Annotated in this window: 19 protein-coding genes and 2 pseudogenes; 12 read left to right on the top strand and 9 right to left on the bottom strand. The window is 67.4% G+C overall.

From position 1 onward, the window contains the following. Positions 1-148 precede the first annotated feature (148 nt). Together KI385_RS42125 and KI385_RS42120 are read left to right on the top strand one after the other, a co-directional pair. Positions 149-1,504 carry an MFS transporter gene (locus tag KI385_RS42125; protein ID WP_238577271.1) on the top strand — a complete coding sequence of 452 codons (1,356 nt, stop codon included), beginning with the start codon at positions 149-151 and terminating at the stop codon, positions 1,502-1,504. A gap of 184 nt (positions 1,505-1,688) precedes the next feature. Next, positions 1,689-2,305, top strand: a pseudogene (locus KI385_RS42120) (IS5 family transposase); the annotation flags it as partial. A 248-nt stretch (positions 2,306-2,553) separates the two neighbouring features. Here KI385_RS42120 and KI385_RS42115 read toward each other — a convergent pair. The 3 genes from KI385_RS42115 to KI385_RS42110 all read right to left on the bottom strand — a co-directional run bounded on the left by KI385_RS42115 (position 2,554) and on the right by KI385_RS42110 (position 6,072). Continuing rightward, positions 2,554-3,804, bottom strand: a complete 1,251-nt coding sequence (locus KI385_RS42115) for a serine hydrolase domain-containing protein (protein ID WP_238577270.1) — start codon at positions 3,802-3,804, stop codon at positions 2,554-2,556. 160 nt (positions 3,805-3,964) lie between these two features. Then, complete coding sequence (locus tag KI385_RS44105) at positions 3,965-4,087, bottom strand: hypothetical protein (protein WP_281066962.1); 123 nt, start codon at positions 4,085-4,087, stop codon at positions 3,965-3,967. A gap of 107 nt (positions 4,088-4,194) precedes the next feature. After that, positions 4,195-6,072, bottom strand: coding sequence for an amidohydrolase (locus KI385_RS42110; protein WP_238577269.1), 1,878 nt, complete (start codon positions 6,070-6,072; stop codon positions 4,195-4,197). A 128-nt stretch (positions 6,073-6,200) separates the two neighbouring features. On the opposite strand from KI385_RS42110, the gene KI385_RS42105 reads away from it, so the two are divergent. Then, positions 6,201-6,731, top strand: a complete 531-nt coding sequence (locus KI385_RS42105; protein ID WP_238577268.1) for a LacI family DNA-binding transcriptional regulator — start codon at positions 6,201-6,203, stop codon at positions 6,729-6,731. A gap of 48 nt (positions 6,732-6,779) precedes the next feature. Here the strand turns inward: KI385_RS42105 and KI385_RS42100 are convergent, their stop codons facing one another. After that, positions 6,780-7,850, bottom strand: a complete 1,071-nt coding sequence (locus KI385_RS42100) for a protein kinase family protein (RefSeq protein ID WP_238578065.1) — start codon at positions 7,848-7,850, stop codon at positions 6,780-6,782. Between the two features lie 131 nt (positions 7,851-7,981). On the opposite strand from KI385_RS42100, the pseudogene KI385_RS42095 reads away from it, so the two are divergent. The 5 genes and pseudogenes from KI385_RS42095 to KI385_RS42070 form a co-directional block, all read left to right on the top strand. Then, positions 7,982-8,110 (top strand): annotated as a pseudogene (locus KI385_RS42095) (IS982 family transposase); the annotation flags it as partial. Positions 8,111-8,794: 684 nt separating this feature from the next. Continuing rightward, complete coding sequence (locus KI385_RS42090) at positions 8,795-9,352, top strand: restriction endonuclease (RefSeq protein ID WP_238577266.1); 558 nt, start codon at positions 8,795-8,797, stop codon at positions 9,350-9,352. A 389-nt stretch (positions 9,353-9,741) separates the two neighbouring features. Next, entirely contained in the window at positions 9,742-9,939 is a 198-nt protein-coding gene (locus KI385_RS42085; RefSeq protein ID WP_238577265.1) for a hypothetical protein, read from the top strand. A gap of 371 nt (positions 9,940-10,310) precedes the next feature. Beyond that, positions 10,311-11,377, top strand: a protein-coding gene (locus KI385_RS44820) for an IS630 family transposase (protein WP_425357043.1) whose coding sequence is annotated in 2 segments (ribosomal slippage) — positions 10,311-10,794 and positions 10,794-11,377 — 1,068 coding nt in all. Because the reading frame shifts where the segments join, the coding sequence is not laid out codon by codon here. A 132-nt stretch (positions 11,378-11,509) separates the two neighbouring features. Beyond that, the gene (locus KI385_RS42070) at positions 11,510-12,763 is read left to right on the top strand and encodes a serine hydrolase (protein WP_238577264.1); all 1,254 of its coding nucleotides are present in this window, start codon (positions 11,510-11,512) and stop codon (positions 12,761-12,763) included. A gap of 192 nt (positions 12,764-12,955) precedes the next feature. Here KI385_RS42070 and KI385_RS42065 read toward each other — a convergent pair whose 3' ends face one another. After that, positions 12,956-13,483 (bottom strand): ImmA/IrrE family metallo-endopeptidase, encoded by a 528-nt coding sequence (locus tag KI385_RS42065; RefSeq protein WP_238577263.1) that lies wholly within the window; start codon positions 13,481-13,483, stop codon positions 12,956-12,958. Positions 13,484-13,507: 24 nt separating this feature from the next. Then, positions 13,508-14,185 (bottom strand): GAP family protein, encoded by a 678-nt coding sequence (locus KI385_RS42060; RefSeq protein ID WP_238577262.1) that lies wholly within the window; start codon positions 14,183-14,185, stop codon positions 13,508-13,510. 568 nt (positions 14,186-14,753) lie between these two features. Here KI385_RS42060 and KI385_RS42055 point away from each other — a divergent pair. The 3 genes from KI385_RS42055 (at position 14,754) to KI385_RS42045 (ending at position 17,993) form a co-directional block, all read left to right on the top strand. Then, positions 14,754-15,344: a hypothetical protein gene (locus KI385_RS42055; RefSeq protein ID WP_238577261.1), complete on the top strand. Its 591-nt coding sequence runs from the start codon at positions 14,754-14,756 to the stop codon at positions 15,342-15,344. 117 nt (positions 15,345-15,461) lie between these two features. Next, a complete protein-coding gene (locus KI385_RS42050) occupies positions 15,462-16,814 on the top strand; it encodes a Dyp-type peroxidase (RefSeq protein ID WP_238577260.1) in 1,353 nt (450 codons plus the stop codon). A 54-nt stretch (positions 16,815-16,868) separates the two neighbouring features. Further along, positions 16,869-17,993, top strand: coding sequence for a catalase family protein (locus tag KI385_RS42045; protein ID WP_238577259.1), 1,125 nt, complete (start codon positions 16,869-16,871; stop codon positions 17,991-17,993). Between the two features lie 139 nt (positions 17,994-18,132). On the opposite strand, the gene KI385_RS42040 is transcribed toward KI385_RS42045, so the two are convergent. The 3 genes from KI385_RS42040 to KI385_RS42030 all read right to left on the bottom strand — a co-directional run bounded on the left by KI385_RS42040 (position 18,133) and on the right by KI385_RS42030 (position 20,312). After that, positions 18,133-19,041 carry a tyrosine-type recombinase/integrase gene (locus KI385_RS42040; RefSeq protein ID WP_238577258.1) on the bottom strand — a complete coding sequence of 303 codons (909 nt, stop codon included), beginning with the start codon at positions 19,039-19,041 and terminating at the stop codon, positions 18,133-18,135. A gap of 100 nt (positions 19,042-19,141) precedes the next feature. Continuing rightward, a complete protein-coding gene (locus KI385_RS42035) occupies positions 19,142-19,501 on the bottom strand; it encodes a nuclear transport factor 2 family protein (protein ID WP_238577257.1) in 360 nt (119 codons plus the stop codon). 25 nt (positions 19,502-19,526) lie between these two features. After that, positions 19,527-20,312 (bottom strand): SDR family oxidoreductase, encoded by a 786-nt coding sequence (locus KI385_RS42030; protein WP_238577256.1) that lies wholly within the window; start codon positions 20,310-20,312, stop codon positions 19,527-19,529. A 108-nt stretch (positions 20,313-20,420) separates the two neighbouring features. On the opposite strand from KI385_RS42030, the gene KI385_RS42025 reads away from it, so the two are divergent. After that, positions 20,421-20,927, top strand: coding sequence for a winged helix-turn-helix transcriptional regulator (locus tag KI385_RS42025; RefSeq protein WP_238577255.1), 507 nt, complete (start codon positions 20,421-20,423; stop codon positions 20,925-20,927). Positions 20,928-21,237 lie beyond the last annotated feature (310 nt).

The following is a 21,237-nucleotide window of genomic DNA, read 5'->3' as shown; positions in this document are numbered from 1 at the left end:
AGTGCCTGGTCTCTCCGCACGGTCACGACCGGGCCGACTGTGCGATCGGCACAGGTTGCCGACGAGCGGGTCTGTCTACTGTGCCGGGCAATCGCCGATCCGGTTCAGCGTGATCGCGCATTGGGAGACGAGGTATTCCATGGACGCAGTGTCCGCCAGAGCAGGTGGCCCGGGGGCGGAGACCGACGATGTCCGTCCGGTCGACGCTCCGCAGCAGGTCGGTGCGTTCTTCGAGCGGATGGCCTTCGGTCGTGTGCACGTCAGGATCATCGCAGCACTGTTCATCGCCTTCGTGATCGAGTCCTGGGAGCAGCTGGCTCTCGTCTACATCTCCGACGACCTCGGCACAGCGTTCCACGTCGACAGCGGCCGGATCGGCTGGGCGCTGTCGGCCGTCGCGCTCGGCATGATCCCCGGCGCACTGGTCTGGGGGCCGGTCTCAGACCGGGTGGGCCGCCGGGGAGTGTGCGTCTGGAGCCTGGCCAGCTACGGCGTGGCAGCCATGCTCACGGCGTTCGCGCCGAACTTCGCCGTGCTGATGGCCGGACGTGTCCTCTCCGGCCTGGCGCTCGCCGGGGTGTACACCATGACGTTCCCCTACTTCCTGGAGCTGATGCCGACGCGGCTGCGCGGCAAGGCCGCCGTCTATCTCTCGATCGGTTGGCCGATCGGTGTGCTCGCGGCTGTGGGTGCGACGCAGGCGCTGCACGGGCTCGGCTGGCGGGTCGTGGTGATCGCGAGCGGGCTCGCGTGCCTCTGGGTCCTCGCGATCCGCGCCTGGGTGCCCGAGTCCCCCTACTGGCTCGTGGCGCAGGGTCGGCACGACGACGCCCGTCGCGTGCTGCTGCGACTGGGGGCACAGGTGCCCGCCGGAACGACGTTCGCCCACTCCGAGCACGAGGAGAAGGCCGGCAAGCCGCTGGAGCTGTTCCGCGGTGGACTGGCCCGCATCACCGTGCTGATGCTGGTGCTGAACTTCGCGTTCAACTGGGGCTACTGGGGCCTGCAGACCTGGCTGCCGACGCTGCTGCAGGAGAAGGGCCTCAGCATGTCCAGCAGCCTGGGGTTCGTGGCGCTGAGCGCCCTGTTCATGATCCCCGGGTACGTGTCGGCCTCGCTGCTGACCGCGCGCTTCGGACGTAAGAAGGTTTTCCTGTCCTACGTCGCCGCTGCTGCCGTCGCGGGCGTCGCCTTCGCCTACTCGGGCACGCTGACCGAGCTCTACATCGCGAACTTCGCGCTCGCCTTCTTCAGCCTGGGCGCGTGGGGCGTCTGGAACACCTGGAACGGCGAGTTCTACCCGACCGCGCTGCGCGGCACCGGCTACTCGTGGGCGACCGCCGCCCAACTCGCCGCGACCACGTTCGCCCCCTCGGTTGTCGGCTTCCTCCTCGCGCGTGCCACCGGCTTCTCCAGCACGGTGCTCTTCATCACTGCTTTCCTGGTGGTGACGCTCCTGGTCGCGATGCCGCTGCCGGAGACGGAAGGGCGCGAGCTGGACTGAGCCCGGCCGAGTCGGGCGGCGCCGGGTTCGCGGCGCGAGAGTGGGGTGGGCGGACGCTTTGTCCGCCCACCTCTGCTGTCCTGTTGAAGGCCGGGGACCGGCCGCCACAACCACTGCCGACGTCGCTCAGCCCACGAAACCAGCGCCCGAACCCGGCGGCACGCGCGGGCGGTTGTCCACAGCTTCTACGAGGGCCCAGGCGGACGCCTCCGGTGACAACGACTGGCTGGTGCAGGTCGACTCCACCATCGTCCGCGCCCACCCGCACGCCGCCGCCACCGGCCGAAAAGGGGGCGGCACCGGCCGGACGAACCGGACGATCACGCCCTCGGCCGTTCCCGAGGAGGACTGACAACGAAAGTCCACCTCGTCTGCGACGGCAGAGGCCGCCCTGACGCCCTTCTGATCACACCGGGCCAGCGTCACGACAGCACCTGCGCACAAGCTCTGCTGGAAAGAATCCGTGTCCCTCGCACCGGCCCGGGCCGGCCACGCCGCCGACCTGACCACGTGATCGCGGACAAGGCTTACAGCTCGCGCGGCTTCCGCGGCTACCTGCGGCGACGCGGCATCGCGCACACGATCCCCGAGAAAACCGACCAACAGCGGCACCGGCACCATCGCGGGCGCCGCGGCGGCCGGCCACCAGGCTTCAACCGGGAGGTCTACCGCCGACGCAACCTCGTCGAACGCTGCTTCAACCAGCTCAAGAGCTTCCGCGGCATAGCCACCCGATACGAGAAGACCGCCACCTCCTACGAAGCAGCGGTCACACTCGCATCACTCCTGCTCTGGGCATGATCCGTTTGAAGACGGACCCTAGTATCTTCGCGTCCCACACGCGCCCGTGATTGTTGGTCAGTTGAGCCGTAGTCGGCCAGCCCCTTCGTTGGCCGACGGCCGTGGAGGCGTAAAGGAAGCGTGCATCACCGCCCCTGTACATACGCGTGCGAGGCGCCGCACCGGCGCAGCAGCGCAGTGCGGGGCATTGTGGGCATCCGGGGGCAGGTTCCCGGGGGGCTCCGGCGTCGCGGCCGCGGGGGCATGGGTCAGGTGGTGTGCTGGGCGATGGAGCGCATGGCGTCAATGGTTTCCTGTTCGTCCTCTTCGACGCCGTGGTCGCTCAGTTTGACGATGACGGTCTTGGTGACGGGGTCGATGTAGGTGTACTGGCCGTGCACGCCGATGGCCGAGTAGTCCTTGCCGTTGCCGCCGGAGGGGTGCCACCACTGGGCGGAGTAGCCCCAGCCGTCGATCCGGTTGGCTGCGGGCGTGGCGAGGCGGGTGACCCATTTCTCGGGGACGATCTGTTGGCCGTTGGCCTGTCCCTTGTCGAGGACGAGTTGGCCGATCTTGGCGTAGTCGAGGGTGGTCGCGTTGATGCCGGCGAATGCCTTTTCCATGCCGCCGTCGCGGTCGAGGTTCCAGGTCGCGGTGTGGGTTGCGCCCATGGGCTTCCAGACGCGTTCGCTGAGCACGTCGGCCAGCGGCTTGTTCTCGATGCGCGTCAGGATGAGGCCCAGCAGCCCGGTGTCGACACTGCGATAGGTCGCCTTGCTGCCGGGGGGGTAGGTCACCTTGCGGTGGTCCTTGAGGAAACCTGGCAGGTCGTGGGTGAGGTACATGCGGGTGCTGCCGGTGAAGATGGTGTCGTGGTCCTCGGCGACATCGACGCCGGAGGACATGTCCAGCAGGTGCTGGACGGTGACAGTGTCGTAGGCGCCCCCGGAGCGCAGCTCGGGCAGCAGATCGACCAGGCGGTCGCTCTCGCGGAGTTCGCCGCGTTCGATGGCCTGGCCGACCAGCAGTGAGACGATCGACTTGGCCATGGACCAGGACGACAGGCGCGTGTTGGCGTTGACACCGTCGTGGTACCACTCGTAGGTCAGCTTGCCCTCCCGCAGGATCGCGAAGGACTGCGTGTGGGTCTTGGCGAGGAACTCCTCGAAGGGGATCTGCTTGCCCTTCCACGGCACCTGCTTCGGCGTCGGCTGCGAGGACTTAGGCAGCTCGGTGGGCTTGCCTGCGGCGATGGTGCGCGCGGGGAAGACTTCGCCCCGCTTGGAGGGCGGCGTGTTCTCCAGCCGGATCAGCTCATGGGGCGAGGGAATGTCCATGATCCAGGTTGCGGCGTATGTTGCGCCGACGACCACGGCCAAGGCCGTCCCTGCACCGATCAGGGCCCGCCGGGCCCGGCGGCTGTTGGGCACAGGGCTGTACCGCCGGGATGCGGTGGCCGGTCCGGCAGCGGTGTCGGCCTGCGGGCGGCGTTCACGATCGTTGTGCTGTGCGGGCTGCATACTGTGGTTTCCTGCTCGTTTCGTGCGAGATGGGACGCGGGAAGGCCGGACTGGTTTGGACGCCGAAGGCCGTCCGTGCCGGGAGTTGTTCAGCGTGGCTCGTCACGCCGCACCGATGGCAGGCGCGTAATGCGGGGCACCTGACGCTGTGCGAGGACCCTCACCGACCGGAGTCCCGCGAGGAGACGGAACGTGAGTCCTGCGGGGAGGCGGCATCCGCGACGTCGAGCCGGAAAACCTCCAGCAGGGACGCGAGGACGTCGTCGTCCTTGTGCTGGGCCAACCAGAGTCGGCTGCAAACGCACAGCGCCGGGTCGAGTCGGCGGTCGTGGGTGCGCCCGGACCTCCATGTCGACGTGCGGGGCCGGGCGCACCGGAGGACAAAGCCGGTCAGTGCCCGTGGCAGCAGGAAGCGCCCGGCGTCTTGTCGCCGCCCAGAGCACCCATCTGCTGTGCTGCCGCGATGCGCTCACGTCCCGCCGCCGACGTCGCGTCGTGGACGACCTGGCCGGCGATCATGGTGAAACAGACGCTGCTGCCGCGGACTTCCTTCATCGGCACCTTGGTGATGTCCCGGTCCAGCACGATCAGATCGGCGCGCTGCCCGGCTCGGAGGGTTCCCGACTGGGCGTCGTGCAACTGGTAGGCCGTGCCTGCAGTGTGCATCGACAGGGTCTGGGCCCGGGTCAGTGCCTCGCCCGCGTTCAGCGGGGGCAGGTCTTCGTCGGGATTGCTGCGGTCGATGGCGGTGGCCAGCTGGTCGAAGGGCCGCAACGGGTCGACCGGCCAGTCCGAACCGCCGGCCAGCCGGGCGCCGGCGCGGAGCAGGCTGCGCGCCGGGTACAGGCGGGCGAACCGCTCCTCCCCGATGTAGGGCCGCAGCGCCTTGCTGGTGAACACGTTCTGCTTCGCCCACTGCATCTGCATGTTGGCCACCACACCGGCTCGCGCGAAACGCTTGTAGTCGTCCGGGTGCACGAACTCCAGGTGGGTGATGGTGTGCCTGCGGTGGTGGCGGCTGGTGTGGGCGGCGGCCTCGTAGGCGTTCAGGGCCACCCGCACGGCACGGTCGCCGATGGCGTGGGCATGCATCTGCCATCCGGCCTTGTCGAGGGCGAGGACGAGGGCACGGTAGTCGCGGTCGCTGACGTACAGATCGCCGCGGTGCGTGGTGGGCCGGCCCTCGGCGTCCAGGTAAGGCGCCAGCAGGGCGGCGCCCTGCGCCGGGAACTCAGGGACGCCGTCCAGGAACACCTTGGCCGTGGTGAGCCGCAGCCGGTCCGGTCCCGCGTACCGACTGCGCAGGTCGCGAAGGTACTCGGCGGCCTCTGCGGGCTTCTTGGCCGTGTCCTGGTCGACCAGCAGTGCGGGCGTGATCCGTTGGGGCAGCAGCCCCTTGGCCATGAGGGCGGTGTACGTCTTGAGGGTGTCCTCCCCGCACGCGGCGTCCATGAACGAGGTGATGCCGCAGGCCAGGAGGGTGGAGGCCATCTTCGTGTAGACGGCGTCGAGCTGCGCGGAGGTCGGCTGTGGGAGCACTTTGGTGACGAGAACCTGGGCATTGTCCTTCAGCAGCCCGGTCGGCTCCCGGGCGGCATCCCGGACGATGCTCCCGCCGGCCGGGGCGGGGGTGGTGCGGTTGATTCCGGCCAGGGTGAGCGCCCGGCTGTTGACGAGGGTGTTGTGGAGGTCCGAGCCCTGAAGGACGATCGGCCGCCTGGTGTCCAGCGAATCCAGCAGCTTGCGGTCGGCCACGGTGCCGGCCGGCAGCAGGCCGGCCGGGTTCCAGTTCGTCACCTGAAGCCAGCCGTCCGGTTCCTTTGCCGCGGTGGCGTCGAGCATCTCTTTCAATCGCGCCCGGAGTTCGGCCACGGTCAAGGTCGCGTTCCCCAGCGAAGGTTTCAACGACTCGGTGGCCGCGCCGAGCGGATGCATGTGCCCGTCCTGGATGCCCGGCATGACCGTGCCACCGTGGGCGTCGAGGACGACGGTACGCGGACCGATCTGGCGCCGTATCTCCGCCGTGGATCCGACGGCGACCACGGTGCCGTCGGTGCCGATGGCCACCGCCTCGGCCAGGGGCTCGCGGCGCGTGCCGGTGAACACCCGGCCGTTCACCACCACCGTGGCCACGCGCGCGGGATGCCCCCCTGTGGTGGCTCGGGCGACCGTACCGGAACCCGCGACGAGGGCAGCCGACCCGGTCGCAGCCAGGAACGTGCGCCGCTTGAGTGGACTGTGCTCGTTGGTGCCGAGAGTTTCTGACATGTACTCGCTCCTCACCGAGGCGGCCGCCCTCCGGCCGCCGTTGCCCGGTAGGCTGAGTGATTAAGTTCTTCACCACAAATCTCGTCGGAACGAGTCCGAAGACAGAGCGGAACAGGTCGGGGAAACAGATGACGAGCTCTCGCGCCTGGCAGCGCCCAACGCTCGGCGCCGTGGCCGCCGAGGCCGGTGTCTCCGCCGCCACGGTGTCCAACGCGCTCAACGGCACCGGCCGGCTGTCCGAGGCGACCAGACAACGTGTGCTGGCCGCCGCCCGGGAATTGGGCTACGCCCCGGCCAGCACCGCCCGGGCACTCGCCCGCGGCGGCACCGGAGTGCTCGGGCTGACCATGACCACGTACGGAGACCTCCCTGTCTCGTACACCGTGATCCCGTACTACGGACAGTTGGTCCTCGGCGCGATGGCGGCCGCCCACGAGCGCGGCTATCTGCTGCTTGCGATGCCGAGTTCGATGTCACCGTGGATGTGGCTCAACATGCCCATGGACGGGGTCATCCACTCGGGACCGCGCGCCGAGGATCAGGTGCGTGCCATCCTGCTGCAACGAGGCATACCGATGATCAGCGAGGACGCGCGGTGGCAACAGGCAAGGCAGGCAGGCAGGCCGATCAGAAGCAGAAGGGGATCAGGGCGGCCATAGCCTGCCGCATCCGGTCCGACGCTGACGTCTGATGGCGGCCCAGGTCCATCAGACGATGGATGAGCTGCCCAACCCGCCGATCCGGCCGAGCTCCTCCATCGGATGCGGGGTCTGCCTGCTCTCCAGTTGGAACTTGCGGTAGAAGTCCGTCATCACCACGGCGAGTGGGGCATGGCGGGCGAGGATCGCCGCGACCTGCGGCGGAATTCCCGTCGGGTGCTCCCCTTGGGCGCATGCGCGCACGAACGCGTTGCGCTCTTCCCGTTTGTGTCCATACAGAGCGGTGATGAGCCAGATCACCAGATGTGTGACGGTGTAGCAACGGTCATAGGTCTGGTGGTCGGCGAAGAAGTCGGCCTCTTCCTTGGACAGGTCGAACCGGGAGGAGATCGCGAGGCCGTAGTCCGCAAAGAACAGACGCTCACCGTCGGTCAGGATGTTCTGGAAGTGGGCATCGAAGTGCAGGAGACCGTGGGCGTTCATGAACGAGGTCCCAGCCTGCAGTTGCCTCACGACCATGGCGCAGGCCCTCTCGGCCGCCTCGTCGCCGACTGTGACCTGAGCGCCCAGCCAGTCGTGCAGGTTCTGCGGAATGTACTCCAGAAACAGCGCGATGCTCGCCGAGGACTCTCGCAGAGCCTCGATCCGGCGGCGCACCTCCGGTCCGCCTCCCCAGTAAGCGACAGCCTTCTCCACGTCGGCCAGTTCCTCGGGAAGCGACTGCCCGGGGTGCGGCAGCACCCGCCAGTGGTACATCAAGGGGAAGCCCTCATAGTCCTGTGCGAGCACCCAGTTCGTCGTCATGGTGTGCACGGCCAGCTCCCGCCAGGCCCCAAAGCCCGGCCCACCGATGACCCCGACGCCGTAATGGCAGAAGGCAGGTAGCCCGAAGAGGTTCCCCGTCGTCCGGACGTTCTCCGGCTGCCTTTCCAGATCGGTCAGCGGTACCCGCTTGACGAAGACCGGGGTCCCGCCGATGTCCAGCAGCGCCGATGTCCCGCCGATACCGGATCCCATTGGCTCAGCCGCATCCACGAGGTCGCGCAGTTCACGATCACTACACAGGGCCAGCGCTGTGGAGACGGCACTGTGAGCGGCCAGACGCGCGCCGCGCGACATGTCAACGCTCTCGACGAATGCCTCCACGCGGGCATCAACCTCTCTGAAACACCTGGGCGCCTCCGACGAGCACGTGCGCGCGACGCACAGCCCTGCGGTTCGACCCTTGGCGCGTGCAACGGGAATCCAGGATCCGTTTTACGAACACAGATCAGAACACCCTTTTGACTGCACTGTACGTGGAGATCGACAACAAGATCGGGCGAAGGCGATGCCTCGGCAAACCACCACTGCTCAGCGGCTCGGAACTGGGCTGTCTGCGGCGGTCGAGCTTCATCGCACTGCCCTTCGAAGCCGACCGGTGAACACACCCACCAGGCCCAGGGGTCAACCCCCGAAGGACTTCCGGAGCCGGCCACTTAGATAGTCCGAGAGGGCTCGCTCCATTGTGGTCTACGAGTTGCTCGGCATACCCGTCCCGACAGCACGCAACATCTCGATCGCGCCGATGCCGCCTTCCATCGCGACGTCAAGCAGATCCGGCCTTCGGGAGCATGGGTACAGCTGATATCGGCGCAATTGAACTGGGTCGTTGGGACAGTGTTGCCGTGCCGCGCGGGAGTTCGGCGAAAGGTCCTTGATCATTCGCGTAGTGGGCGCCGCTGGGGCCGAGGCCGAAGCGGTCGTATAGACCCGGTCGGAGCCAAATGTGGGGTTTCAGGCCATATAGCCGGTCGTGGCTCCTTGTACGCGCCGGGCGCCGGCCCTTGGACGATCGCGGAGGCCGCGCCGTCGGCGGGCCATGAAGGGAAGGCGGGCGCGCCCATGCCGGAGATCCGGACTGCCGCAGAACGGCTGGAACGGCACCAAGTCCGAGGCTGAGACGCTCAAGACGGAGATCGGTGAACTGCTGGCCCGCAAGCTGAAGATTCAGGCCACCGTCGACCGCCAACTGACGCCCGAACCGATGGACAAACGCTGCCACTTGAAGCGAACGAAGCCACATGGCTACCGGCGGGGGCTTTCTGACGGCGTGCGGGGACATCGCGCTCCCCGGCACCCAGCACTGCCAGCGACACGCGCCGCCCTACGAGTTGGAAGCCGATATCCGTCGGCTCCGCTTCGAGCTGTTCACAGCGCTGTGGGGAGACGACTGGCGGGGCCTGGAGATGGGCGTCGCCTACCTGCTCCAGCGGGAGGGCTGCGGACTCGTGCAACGAGCCGGCTCATCCGGCGACGGCGGAGTGGACGTGGCGGCCTTCACCCCGGGCGCCCTCCTGGTGGCCGTGCAATGCAAGGCGTACAAGAGTCCGGTGAAGCCCAACGCCATACAGGCGTTCCACTACGCCACCACCAACGGATGGGAGAGCACCCTGCCGTACCGCAGATGGCGGCACCCTCGTCCACAGCTGCGCACCATGGCGACCACGGGCGGCTTTGGTCCGGCGGCCAGGGGTGTCGCCGGTAACGAGGGCATCCACCTGGTCGACCTCGATGCGCTCGCCAACTGGGAGCACTACGGGATGCGCCTGCCTGCGGTTCTGGGACTGGAGGACTGGTAGACGGCGGCCCTCATACAGGGGTGACCGACAGTCTCCACTTCGATGCCGACTGAGCCGAGCCCCTTCCGAAATAGGGTGGTCCGGAAAATCTTCGAATCTACCAACGCGCTGACCTGCAGCAATTCTGACGACAGCTCAATTTCTGATGTGATACGCATCACAGGAATTCCGAAACCCTGTAATCGGCAGGGGATTTGGTGAGTGACCTTACCTGTAAGGGCACTCACCAAATCCCCTCGCTGACCCATCCGACCTACTAAAACAACGTTTGCGATCTTGCTCCCTCAATCGCCAGAGTTGTTGCCGTGCCGAGGCGCCCGGCCGGTCACGTCCGAACACCCGGAGTGGGAAACACCCTTGCTGTCCAAGATCGCCACACGCTCACCCTGATGACCCAGATCGTGCCCGCAGTGCTCGGCGTTTTCTGGCTCACCGCCCTCGCCTTGAAGGCCACCGCGCCGTGCGGGCCGGCCGCCAAGGGCCCGGCCACCACGATCCGCGAGCACCTGCGGGCCATGGCCAGCCATGCTCGTTCGATCGCCATCATCATCGCCCCCCGTACGGGCGCCAACGACGGCAAGCTCTAGCTCAGCACCCGGGCGGACAGGTGCCGTCCGCCCGGGGCCGCCACCGCCTCACCTTCCGCTGCTCCTGGCACAGGACTGTGGGGGGGACACTGGCACCTTCCCGGCCTTCTCCTACGACACGCTGCACCCGGCCGAGGATGGCGCCCGCTACTTCGCTGCGGCCATCATCGTGGCCAGCCTGGTGGCGGGCATAGGCCGCGGTCTTCACCAGCACGGCCCTCGTACAGGCGGTGCTCCTGCGGTACGGGCGGCTGGGCCACTCTGCTTTGCGATGCTGGCAGTCCGAGGGCCGAGAAGGCGGCTAGAGATCTTTAATGGTGCGGGTTACGTCGGGTCGTGACGGTTGGCGTGGGTCGCGTTATGCCGGAGGGATGAGGTATTCCGATGGCGGTGGGTTGACGGGCGAGGAACGGGCTCGGCGTGAGCGAGTCCGGCTCGCGGCCGCTGACCTGATCGAGGCCGGGGTCAGTGACCGGGAGGTGGCCCGACGGTTCAGGGTGACCCGGATGTCGGCGAACCGCTGGCGACGGGCGTTGGCTTCAGGCGGCCGACACGCCCTGGTCTCCAAGGGCCCCGCTGGCGCCCGCTGCAAGCTCGACCCGCAACAACTCCGCCAACTGGAGACGGTGTTAGATGCCGGCCCGGCCGCGTTCGGCTGGCCCGACCAGTGCTGGACGCTGGCGAGGATCGCCGAAGTCGTGCGCCGCCGGTTCGGCATCGAGTACACCCTGGCCGGGTTGGACCTGCTGCACCGCATCGGCTGGAGCGTGCAGGTCCCCTCCCGCAAGGCCACCGAGCGGGACGAGACGAAGATCGTCGCCTGGAAGGACGAGCAGTGGCCCGTCATAAAAAGAGGGCGGCGGACTTGGGCGCCTGGCTCTGCTTCGAGGACGAAGCCGGCCAGGGCCTGAGGCCGCCGAAGGGCCGCACCTGGGGCCGCCGTGGCCGCACCCCGGTAGTGAGGGTCACCGCCGCAGGCACCAAACGAGTCTCCATGGCGGCACTGATCTGCACCAAGGCCGGTCACCGGCCCCGGCTGATCTACCGCATCCACCTCAACCGAGGTCCTGCCAAGGGCCGCCGCAAGGGCTTCACCGAGACCGACTATGGACGCCTGTTGGACGCCGCGCACCAGCAGCTCGGCGGCCCCATCGTCTTGGTCTGGGACAACTTGAACACGCACGTCAGCCGCACCATGCGCGAGCTGATCGCCGCCCGATTATGGCTGACCGTCTACCAGCTGCCGCCGTACGCTCCCGAGCTCAACCCCGTCGAGGGCGTGTGGTCGCACCTGAAGAGATCACTGGCCAACCACACCAAACACAGCCTCGACCAGCTCACCGCGCTGGTGAAGACGCGACTGAAACGGATGCAGTACCGCCCCCGCCTCGTCGAGGGCCTTGTCGCCAAGACCGGGCTCGACCTCCAACCGCCGTAGCCTCAGCCGTCAGAGATCTCTGGCTGGAAAGGTAGCGTTTTCGTGTGAACAAGTGTGGTTCGCAGCAGCAGAGTTGAATCAATCGCCGAGAGCGGGAACGCCTCCCTCGGCCCTTACTCCGCGGAGGGGACAATGATCGAAACACCTGGTACGGACGCGCCATCGTCGACCGCCCAGGCTCAGGCGGACTGGCTTGTGGACGCCTCGGCACGGGTGCCGATGACGGACACCGAGATCCACGGCCACATAGCTGCGCCGCTCCTGGCTGCCAGCGGCGGTCCGAACGCTTTCAACGCAGTGCTGCACCAACTGGGCCCGCTCACCCTGAACAAGATCGTTGAGTCAGGTCCGGATCACGTACAGGCGGCGGTAAGCGGCCGTGACGGCGACTACCTTCTACGGGTGCGTGTGGCCCCCTCGGGACTGGTGAACGATGTGAGCCTCACTCCCGACGAGGCACCGCTCTCGTCGTGGACCCAAGTCGACGACATGCTGGCCGAGTTAGGAGCCCGCGTCTCGTTCGCCGCATCGCGGATCGGCGCGGATGGGCGTTGTGAGCTGGTACACGGCGTGCAGGCCGACGCCCAGCGGCCGATCGGCTCGGCGTTCAAGCTGTACGTGCTGGGCGCGCTCGCGCAGGCGGTCAGCGAACAACGAGCCTTCTGGGACGAACCGCTGGCCATCCGCGACGACTACAAGAGCCTGCCCTCGGGCCGACTGCAGGACCGCCCGGCCGGTACCACGGTCACGATGGCCGAGTTCGCCGACTGCATGATCTCCCTCAGCGACAACACCGCAACCGACCACCTCATCCACCGGCTTGGCCGGGACGCGGTCGTGCGCCAACTGGATCTGTTCGGCCACCAACAGTCCCGAGCGAACATCCCGTGCCTGACCACCAAGGCGTTCTTCCAACTCAAGACCAACCAGTACCCAGCCCGCGCGGACGAGTATCTGGCACTGCCCGAGCACCACCGCTCCGCCGCGCTGAGGGAGCTTGAACGACTCCCCCTACCCGATGTTCGCGAGACCTGGCCCCATCCCAGGAAGATCGACCAGATCGAATGGTTCGCCTCACCGATCGACATCTGCAACGCCTACGCGGCGCTGTGGCGGTTCGACCAGCCCGAGATCGACCACGCACTCACCCTTAACAATGACGGACTGAATCTGGCCCCATCCCGATTCCCGACCGTCTGGTACAAAGGTGGCAATGAACCCGGAGTCATCACGCTGAACTACCTGGCACGCACGAGCGACGACCGCACTCTGGTCACCAGCCTGATGGTCTCGGACGCCGATACGGCCCCCGACAAGGCCGGCATAGCACTCAAAGGCCAGACCATCATCCGAGGCGCATTCGACTTGCTGACCTCACAACACTGACCTCCGCCCTGCCCCCCGGGCGTTGAGGCCCTGCGCGAGCCACGATCGTTGCGGCACCGCCGAACCGTCACCCGGTCCCCGCTGAGGGCCTCACTTGGGGCACGCCTGCTGACCGGGACATTCGCCGTACCCCGGGCATGGGACTGCGGGGCGCCGCACTCGAACCGCTGTAACCACAGCCGTTAAAGATCTCTAGAGCAGCCGCAGGACCGGCCGGGTGTCCGGCATGCCCAGCAGCTCCCGCACCCGGGCGGGTTTCCAGGCCAGTTCCTGGGACAGTTCTCGGATCGTGAGCCCTGTGTCGGACGCTGCAAGTTCGCATGCTTGCTGCAGCATCACCGGCTGCTCGCCCGGAAACCCACGTACGGACTCCGGCGCGAAGCCGGGCTGTGTGCTCAGCGCCCGCAGCCGCTGGTAGGCGCGACTGATGGTCGCGTCGGAGACAAGTCCGAACTCGCGGTAGCGGTAGATCAGAGAGCTCACCGACACCCCCCACGTTGGGGAGATCACCGCGAGTCGTGAGAGGTCTACGCGTTGCGGGAGCAGCGGTCGCAGTGACCGTTGCGGGGTGAGGAACTCCGCGGCGAACGTGTCTGCCTCGCGCTCCTGCTGGCTGTCGCCGGTGGAGGATGAGTGCAGCACCAGATGCCCGAGTTCGTGTGCGGCACTGAACCGGTAGCGCAGCACATCGTCGGCCCGGCTGGGGGCCAGGACCACCATGGGGCGCAGGGGTGAGTGAACCTGTCAGGAGCTGAGGATGCCTATGCCGTCTCCGAGCAGTTTCAACCCGAGGACCAAGAACAGGACCGCCATGACGGCGATGTTGTGTCGCGCGGCCCAGTCTTTCCAGTTGCCGAGCGTGGTCTTGGCTCGCTCGCCCCCGAGGAGGAAGACTCCCAGTGGCGCCAGCAGGCCGAGGGTGGCGATGAGGACGAAGATCGCCAGCGATGCGATCTGCTGCCCGACCGGTATTCCGGCGGAGCCGATCGCGGCGCCCGCGGCGATGGTCAGCGGGGCGTTCTTGGCGTTGAGCGCGGCCAGGGCCAGTCCGAGTCCGAAGACCTTGAGCGGCGTGAGGCGGTCGATCGCGCCCATCCACTTCGGCAGCTGGGCTTGCGAGGGGTCCTTCGGGCGCCGGTGCCACTGCCGGGCGCCGAAGAAGACCAGGAGCACGCCCAGAGCGAGCTTGAGGGCTCCCACCCAGGTGGCCGGGTGATTGTGTGCGGAGGCGTCTGCGGGTGAAGCGATCGCCAGCATCACCGCACCCAGCGCCGAAAGTCCCAGGATCCAGCCGACGGCGAACAGCAGCCCGTTCAGACGTCCCCGAGGCGTGGCGAGAATGAGGATGACGGCGATGATCGGGAGCGGGCTGATCGCGACGCCGGCCGCAAGACCCAGCACGTCACCGAGAACTTTGCCCATGATTGCCTCCGTGTGGGGGTCAGGGTGGCGATCCAGTCGAGCAGGGCTTGGCGGAAGCAGTGCCACGGCCGCCGGGGCGGCGCAAAGGGTTGTGGTGCGATCGGCTGTGCCGCTGTCTTCTCGACTTCTCGGCTGTGCGGAAGTGGCTGCCCGAGAAGAGGGTGACGGCGACGTACTCGGCACGTCCCAGTTCCATCTTCCTGCGCCTGGCCGGATCTGTCCTCGGAGCCGCTCAGGACGCGAGGACCCCGGCATTGCCCTGCGGCGCCCGCGTTGCTGCCGTCTCGGAGCCGGACGGCAAGCCGGTACCGGAGTCTGCTTTCCCTTCTCGACACCGTGATGGATGCGGTACGGAACGTAATCGCCCTGATGGCGGAATCGTGAAGTGATCAGGATGGGCCCCGCAGTGCCGGATTTTCCCGGGAATCCGCCCGAGGTGAGCGCATCGCTCAGGGGTAAAGATGCGAGGCAGCACACCCGCAGTGAGGATTGATTTGTGAGGGCGAGGGCGCCTCATGTTCGGACGCTTGGCGACCCTCTCACCGATCCGTGGCAGGAGAGTCCCCCGATGACTGCGATGTCAGGTGCAGCCGCGTCAACCCACCCCGAGCGGCCAGGCAGGTCGGATGGGGTCTGCAGCGAGTTCACCGTCTTTACCAAGATCAAGCCGGGCGAGGCCGATGCGCTGCGCGAGGATCTCGCCGCGCTCGCCGACGCGACGAACGACGAGAGGGTCCATGCTGCGCTGCGCCAGATCGGCACCCTGCATGACGCACGGCACGTGATCTTCGACAACGACACCCGGTTCATGTTCGCCAGCGTCTTCGACGGCTCCTGGGACACCTACATCGACGACTTCGCCCAGACGGTGGTCGGGGACCGCTTCGACAAGGTCTTCTCGCACAGCGAAGGGTTCCCCGGCGTCAAAGATCCGGGAGTGAAGGACTGGTTCGTCGCTCACCAGGAGCCCGCGGGTGTCTTCGTCAGCGCCTATCCCGATCTGACCGTTCAGCAGATCTACAAGGACCAGCGCGTGGACGAGGCGTTCGAGAAGGTGCTGGACACCCCCGAGTTCCGGGCGGCGCTGGACAACCCGGCCAACGCGCAGTTGGTGGCCACGCCGGCCTTCCAGAAGCTGCTGGAGGAAGCCTCGGCCTAGAAGCCGGGCACAGCTGACGCTCAGAGCCGACCACCATCGGTGGACCACGCCGGCGGGCGCGCACCAGTCGCTGCGGGGGCTGCCCTGTCAGAGACCCATGCAAAGGCAAAAGCGAACATGAACACAGCGGACAGCAGCAGCGCATCCGGCGTACGCGTCGAGATCGACGACGTCCAAAGCGGGGCACTGCGTCCACGGCCGGTGCCGTACGAGGGAAGGTTCATCTTCCTGCGCGTCGATGACCGCCACGCCGGGCGCGCCCTGCTGCGGCGGCTGCTCCCGGTGACCTCGGGTGGTCTGCCCAGCACGGACCGGAGCCGGGACGCTTGGGTGGCCGTGGCGTTCACCTACCAGGGACTGAGGGCCCTGGGGGTGCCCCAGGAGTCACTGGACAGCTTTCCGCAGGCGTTCCGTGAGGGCATGGCCGCTCGCGCGGAGCTGATCGGCGACGTGGGCGAAAGCGCCCCGGCCCACTGGGAGACACCGTTCGGAACAGGCGATGTCCATATCGCGCTGAGCGCCCTCTCCTCCGATACTGCGCAGCTGGCCACGGAGCTGGAGCGGGCCCGCGTCGCCTACCAGGACACCCCCGGTGTCCAGGTGATCTGGCAGCAGGAGGTCCGCCAGCTCCCCACCGGGCGCACCACCTTCGGCTTCCGCGACGGCATCAGTCACCCGAACATCGAGGGCGTCGGACTGCCCGGCTCCAACCCGCAGGAAGCCCCCATCAAGGCCGGCGAGTTCATCCTCGGCTACCCCGACGAAACCGGCAGCCTGCCGCCCATGCCCAGCCCCGATGTACTGGGGCGCAACGGAACCTACGTGGCCGTGCGCAAGGTCCACACCAACGTGGCGGCCTGGCGCCGCTACCTGCGCGCGAACACCTCCAGCGCCCAGGAGGAGGCACTCCTGGCAGCGAAGATGGTCGGGCGCTGGCCCAGCGGAGCGCCACTGGCCCTGACCCCGGAACACGATGACCCGGAGCTGGCGGCCGATCCGCACCGCGTCAACAACTTCCTGTACCGGGAGAACGACGATCGCGGCTTCCGGTGCCCCGCCGGTGCGCACATCCGGCGCACCAACCCCCGCGACGCCACCATCATCGGAGACGCACGGATGCACCGACTCATCCGCCGCGGCACCACCTACGGCCCACCTCTGCCGGAGGGCGTGCTGGAGGACGACGGCGCCGACCGGGGCCTCGTCGGCGTCTTCATCGGAGCCCATCTGGAACGACAGTTCGAATTCATCAAGGCCGAATGGGTCAACGACGGCAACTTCATCGGCCACCCCGGCGAGAAGGACCCGGTAGCCGGACACCACGACGGAACCGGCAGCGCCACCATCCCGGAGAAACCGGTCCGGCGCCGCCTCCAGAACCTGCCCAGCTTTGTGGCCACCCGCGGCGGCGAGTACTGCTTCCTGCCGGGTCTGCGCGCCCTGCGCTGGCTCGCCGAACTGGAGGGCTGACAGCAATTCCCACCCCCGAGGCCCCACCACGGTCCTCGAAAAGAGGTCGAAGCCATGGCAGCACAGTTCGTCCCCTACACGCCTGACGTCGAAGACGACGACCCGCACTTCGACCAGAACCTTCAGACGGTGATCGAAAAGACCGAGCGCTACATCACCGAGTCGGTCAAGGCCGGTGGCACCGGCCGGGCCCTCCGCGACGCCCATGCCAAGGGCTACGGGTTGGTCCGAGGACAGGTCGAGATCCTGGACGGGCTTCCCCTCGAGTACGCCCAGGGCATCTATGCGACACCGGGAACCCACGATGCGCTCATCCGCTTCTCCAATGGCTCGCCCCACGCCGGAGCCGACGCGCGACTGGGCAGCGCCACCGGACTGGCACTGAAGATCTTCGGCATCAACGGCCCGAGCCTGCTGGAAGACGAACCGGACACAGGCACATTCGACTACGCCAACATCAACGCACCGATCTTCTTCTGCAATACGGTCGAGCACTACTTGTTCGTCCAGGAACTGTTCCTGAACGCGCCGTCCTACTTCTCCCAGGGCCGACCCGGCGTGCATCGTTTCTTCACCGAGTTCGTGACCGGAAAGGGAACGCTGGACCAGGACGACTGGGCGTGGGATGAGTTCCTGGCCTTTCTTCGCCTGTCCAAGATCCCCCCGGTCAACGTACTGCTGTCGAGCTACTGGACGATGGGCGCGGTCAGGCACGGGGACTACATCGCCAAGGTGCGCATCACTCCCGACCCGCGCTCCGCCGCCGCGGTGGTCCAGCGCGCCATCGACCCGACCTCCGCGCCGGAAGTCTTCCGGCCGGCCCTGCAAGCCGAGCTGCAGGAGCGCCCCTACGCCTTCGACATCCAGGTCCAGCTCTGCACCGACCTGGAACGCATGCCGGTGGAGGACACCACCGTGGAGTGGCCCGAGCACCTCTCGCCGTCCGTCACCGTGGCCAAGCTGCGGCTGCCACAGCAGGACATCTCCGGCCCGGAAAACCTGGAGAAGATGGACTCACTGTCCTTCACACCCTGGCGGGTCACCGCCGAGCACGCACCCCTGGGCAACATCATGCGGGCCCGCAAGGAGGTCTACCGGCGCTCCTCCATCGCGCGCCACAAGCTCAACCAGCAGCCGCGCACAGAGCCGCACAGCGCCGACGAGGTACTTGGTACTTGACCCGGCCTGACCACCGGCCCGGCACGCATCAGACAGAAGGGCCAACTGGCTAAGACCGTGTCCACGTGGTCTCAAATTGCCCCTCCCTCCGGAGGGGCCGCGCCCAGTGGCCACGATGTTGGATCAGGGTTGTCGGTGTTCAACCCTGTGGGCCTTGCCAGACTTCCACGATGGGCAGCATGGTGAGGGTGGCGGGGAGGCCGAGCTCCCGTGGTGTGGGGCCTGCGGGTGTGGGGATGTCGGTGAGCCGGTTCAGGAGCGAGTCGATGGCGGTTTGACCGTCGTCGACCGCGGCACGTTCGTCTTCGGTCAGGGGGATGGAGGCGAGCATGTGCTGCAAGTTCTGCTTGGCTTCGAGGAGTTGGGCCTTGCTGGAGCCCTTGGGAGTGTAGAAGTCGCAGCGGGCGCAGGCCATCCGGTGCTGACACTGCTCGAAAAAGGAATAGGTGCACCAGCCGTGGCCCAGGTCGTAGTACTGCCAGGGCTTGCCGGTGGCCGTCGCCTCGGAGGCGAAATGGATGTGCTCCATCCCGCGCGTGAACTTCTCGGCCAGGTCCCGGCCCGAGAGGTGGATGTAGCGCATGGTGGAGTCGGTGCGCCGGTGTCCGGCGAACGTGGCGATCGCGTGCACTTCCCAGCCCATCCGCGCCAAGTCGGTCAGGCACAGGTGCCGCGTGGTGTGCGTGGAGAAGCGCTCCACCCCGGCCTCCACGGCGATCCGGCGCACCACCTTCGACCACGTCCACAGGCTCAGCGGCTGGGCGAAGTTGCGCCGTGACTCGAACAGGAACAGCCCACCGCGCGCCCGGCTGACCGTGGCCCGGTGCACCACGTACTCCGACAGCAGGACCCCGGTCGCCGCCGAGTAGGGCACGACTCGTTCCTGCCAGCTCTTGGTGGTCTCCGCGCGTACCCGCACCAGCCGCCGCCCCGGGTCCAGGTCATCGGTCCGCAGCGAGCACAACTCCTCCCGGCACAGGGCCGCATCGTAAGCCAAGGCCAGCGTCAGCCGGGTGCGTACCGGCTCGGCGGCTGCTATCGCCAGCACCGCCAGTGGCGGGCTGACCTGGCAGGAAGGTGTGTCACCGAGATTGCGGGGCGAGCGGGGCTTCTCGCCTGAGGCGGCAACGGGTGGCGCCGGCAGGGACTCAGGGTTCGATGACGAGGCGTTCGATGAGGCCGTCGCGGAGGGTGAACCGGTAACGCAGATCGATGGTCCCGCCGGGGAAGTTGCCCTCGAGGTGGTGGGTGGCGATGTAGTGGGTTGCGTCGGTCTGCTGGGCGCCGGTGAGGTGGATGGTGTAGGTGAATTCGGTGGCCGATCGGTCGAGCCACTCCCTGATCGCCTCGGTGCCCTCGTAGGTGTTGCCGTCGTCGATCACTGTGGCTTCGCGGGTGAACGCCGTGATTGCGCTGGCGGTGTCGTGGGCGCGGTGCGCTGTCAGGTAGCGGGTGATCACCTCGGGCAGGGTGTCCGGGGTGCTGGTTCGGGGCTGGTTGTCGTGCATGACGCTCCTTGGGGTGGTGGCGGGTTCAGACGGTGGGGGTGGTGCCGCCGTCGATGACGTGTTCGGCGCCGACGATGGCCGAGGCGCGGTCGGAGACGAGGAAGGCGACGAGCTCGGCGACTTCCTCGGGCCGGTTGGGACGGCCCAGCGGGATGCCGCCCAGGGAGTCCATGAGCCGGCCCAGCGCCGCTTCCTGCGTGATGTCTGCGTCGTGTGCGATCCGGGCGACGAGGTTGTCGGCGGCCGAGGTCTGCACGAAACCGGGCGAGACGGTGTTGACGCGGACACCGTGCGGGGCGACCTCGTTGGCCAGGCCCTTGCTGTAGGTGGTCAGGGCGGCCTTGGCGGCTGCGTAGGCCAGGGTTCCGTTCCACAGCGGCATGCGGCGCTGGATAGAGGTGACATGCACGATCACGCCCTTACCTGTGGCGATCATGTGCGGCAGGAGTGCGCGGTCCAGGCGGACGGCGGCCAGCAGGTTCGTGTTCAGCTCCCTGGCCCAGTCGTCCTCGCCGAGCGCGGCGAACCCTCCGGCCGGCGCCTGGGACCCGCCGAGGGTGTTGACCAGGATGTCGACGCCTCCCACGCGGGCGTCCACCTCGGCGGCCACGTGAGAGGCGCCCTGGGCGCTGGACAGGTCGGCGGTGATGAACGCCTTCTCCTCGACGTCGTCGGGGCGGCTGCGGGCCGTGACCAGCACGGTCGCGCCGGCCTGGGCGAGACGTCGGGCGATGGCGGCTCCGGTGCCCTTGGTGCCGCCGGTGACCAGAGCGCGTCTGCCTTCGAGGGATTCGCTGATGGTTGTGGTCACGGTGTGCTCCGTTCCCGGGTGCGGGCGCAGAAGGCACCGCTCCCGTCATTACTGCTAAAATAGAAGCCACTAACTTCGACTTTAGCAGTAACCGAGGGGATGGCTGCCATGGCAAGCCGGATCAGGCTGGAGGACCGGGAGTGCCCACTGTCCACGACGGTGGAACACGTAGGCGAGTGGTGGACGCTGCTGATCCTCCACGACGCTTTCGACGGCTACACGCGCTTCGACCAGTTCCAGGAGAGTCTGGGCATCTCCTCCAGCATGCTCACCACCCGGCTGAAAACCCTCGTCGCCGACGGACTACTGGAGCGCCGGCCCTACCAGACCAACCCCGTACGCCACGAGTACGTCCTCACCGAACTCGGGCGCTCCCTCCGACCGGTGGTCGTCGCCCTGGCCGCGTGGGGTAACTCCCGCCTCACACCGGCCGAACGCAGCATGATCCTCATCGACGCGCACAGCGGCGAGGAAGTCGAGCCCGTCGTCGTTGACGCCAAGACGGGCCGCCGGCTCGACGACAGCGACACCTACGTCTTCACCGCAGGTCCTGCAGCCAGCGACGCCATGCGCCACCGATATGCGACACGACCGACCACCCCCGCGGAGGCGTAGGGCTGCCGCAAGCCAGCACCGAACAGCCGTGAGCAGGGCCGGGACACACCCTCGTACCTGATCGACCAGGCAACATCGGATCGCCGTCAGCATCACGCATGCCAATCGTCCCGAGCCGTTGATAACCAGATCAAGTGAGGCGAGGGGCAACGTCGTTCGTTTTTCCAAGAATCGCCATCATGGGCTGCGCCCCCGGATCCCATCTGAGCCGGAGGGAGTCATCAGCGCGGCCCAACCTGGTGAACCTTCCCGGTCGCAGCACTAGGAGCTGTCCGGCCGATCATGTGACTGCCGCCTGGCCGGATCGTTG

It is taken from the genome of Streptomyces inhibens (assembly GCF_022221585.1).
Classification (GTDB): Bacteria; Actinomycetota; Actinomycetes; order Streptomycetales; family Streptomycetaceae; genus Streptomyces; species Streptomyces inhibens.
The sequence above is the reverse complement of the archived record's forward strand: the minus strand, read 5'-3'. Positions and strand labels throughout refer to the sequence as shown.

Bases quoted from the DNA above. Each gene is read 5' to 3' on its own strand.
- KI385_RS42115 (WP_238577270.1), bottom strand. From the start codon at position 3,804: ATGCAGCCCGCACAGCACAACGATCGTGAACGCCGCCCGCAGGCCGAC.
- KI385_RS42110 (WP_238577269.1), bottom strand. From the start codon at position 6,072: ATGTCAGAAACTCTCGGCACCAACGAGCACAGTCCACTCAAGCGGCGC.
- KI385_RS42105 (WP_238577268.1), top strand. From the start codon at position 6,201: ATGACGAGCTCTCGCGCCTGGCAGCGCCCAACGCTCGGCGCCGTGGCC.
- KI385_RS42100 (WP_238578065.1), bottom strand. From the start codon at position 7,850: ATGTCGCGCGGCGCGCGTCTGGCCGCTCACAGTGCCGTCTCCACAGCG.
- KI385_RS42090 (WP_238577266.1), top strand. From the start codon at position 8,795: ATGGCTACCGGCGGGGGCTTTCTGACGGCGTGCGGGGACATCGCGCTC.
- KI385_RS42085 (WP_238577265.1), top strand. From the start codon at position 9,742: ATGACCCAGATCGTGCCCGCAGTGCTCGGCGTTTTCTGGCTCACCGCC.
- KI385_RS42070 (WP_238577264.1), top strand. From the start codon at position 11,510: ATGATCGAAACACCTGGTACGGACGCGCCATCGTCGACCGCCCAGGCT.
- KI385_RS42065 (WP_238577263.1), bottom strand. From the start codon at position 13,483: ATGGTGGTCCTGGCCCCCAGCCGGGCCGACGATGTGCTGCGCTACCGG.
- KI385_RS42060 (WP_238577262.1), bottom strand. From the start codon at position 14,185: ATGGGCAAAGTTCTCGGTGACGTGCTGGGTCTTGCGGCCGGCGTCGCG.
- KI385_RS42055 (WP_238577261.1), top strand. From the start codon at position 14,754: ATGACTGCGATGTCAGGTGCAGCCGCGTCAACCCACCCCGAGCGGCCA.
- KI385_RS42050 (WP_238577260.1), top strand. From the start codon at position 15,462: ATGAACACAGCGGACAGCAGCAGCGCATCCGGCGTACGCGTCGAGATC.
- KI385_RS42045 (WP_238577259.1), top strand. From the start codon at position 16,869: ATGGCAGCACAGTTCGTCCCCTACACGCCTGACGTCGAAGACGACGAC.
- KI385_RS42035 (WP_238577257.1), bottom strand. From the start codon at position 19,501: ATGCACGACAACCAGCCCCGAACCAGCACCCCGGACACCCTGCCCGAG.
- KI385_RS42025 (WP_238577255.1), top strand. From the start codon at position 20,421: ATGGCAAGCCGGATCAGGCTGGAGGACCGGGAGTGCCCACTGTCCACG.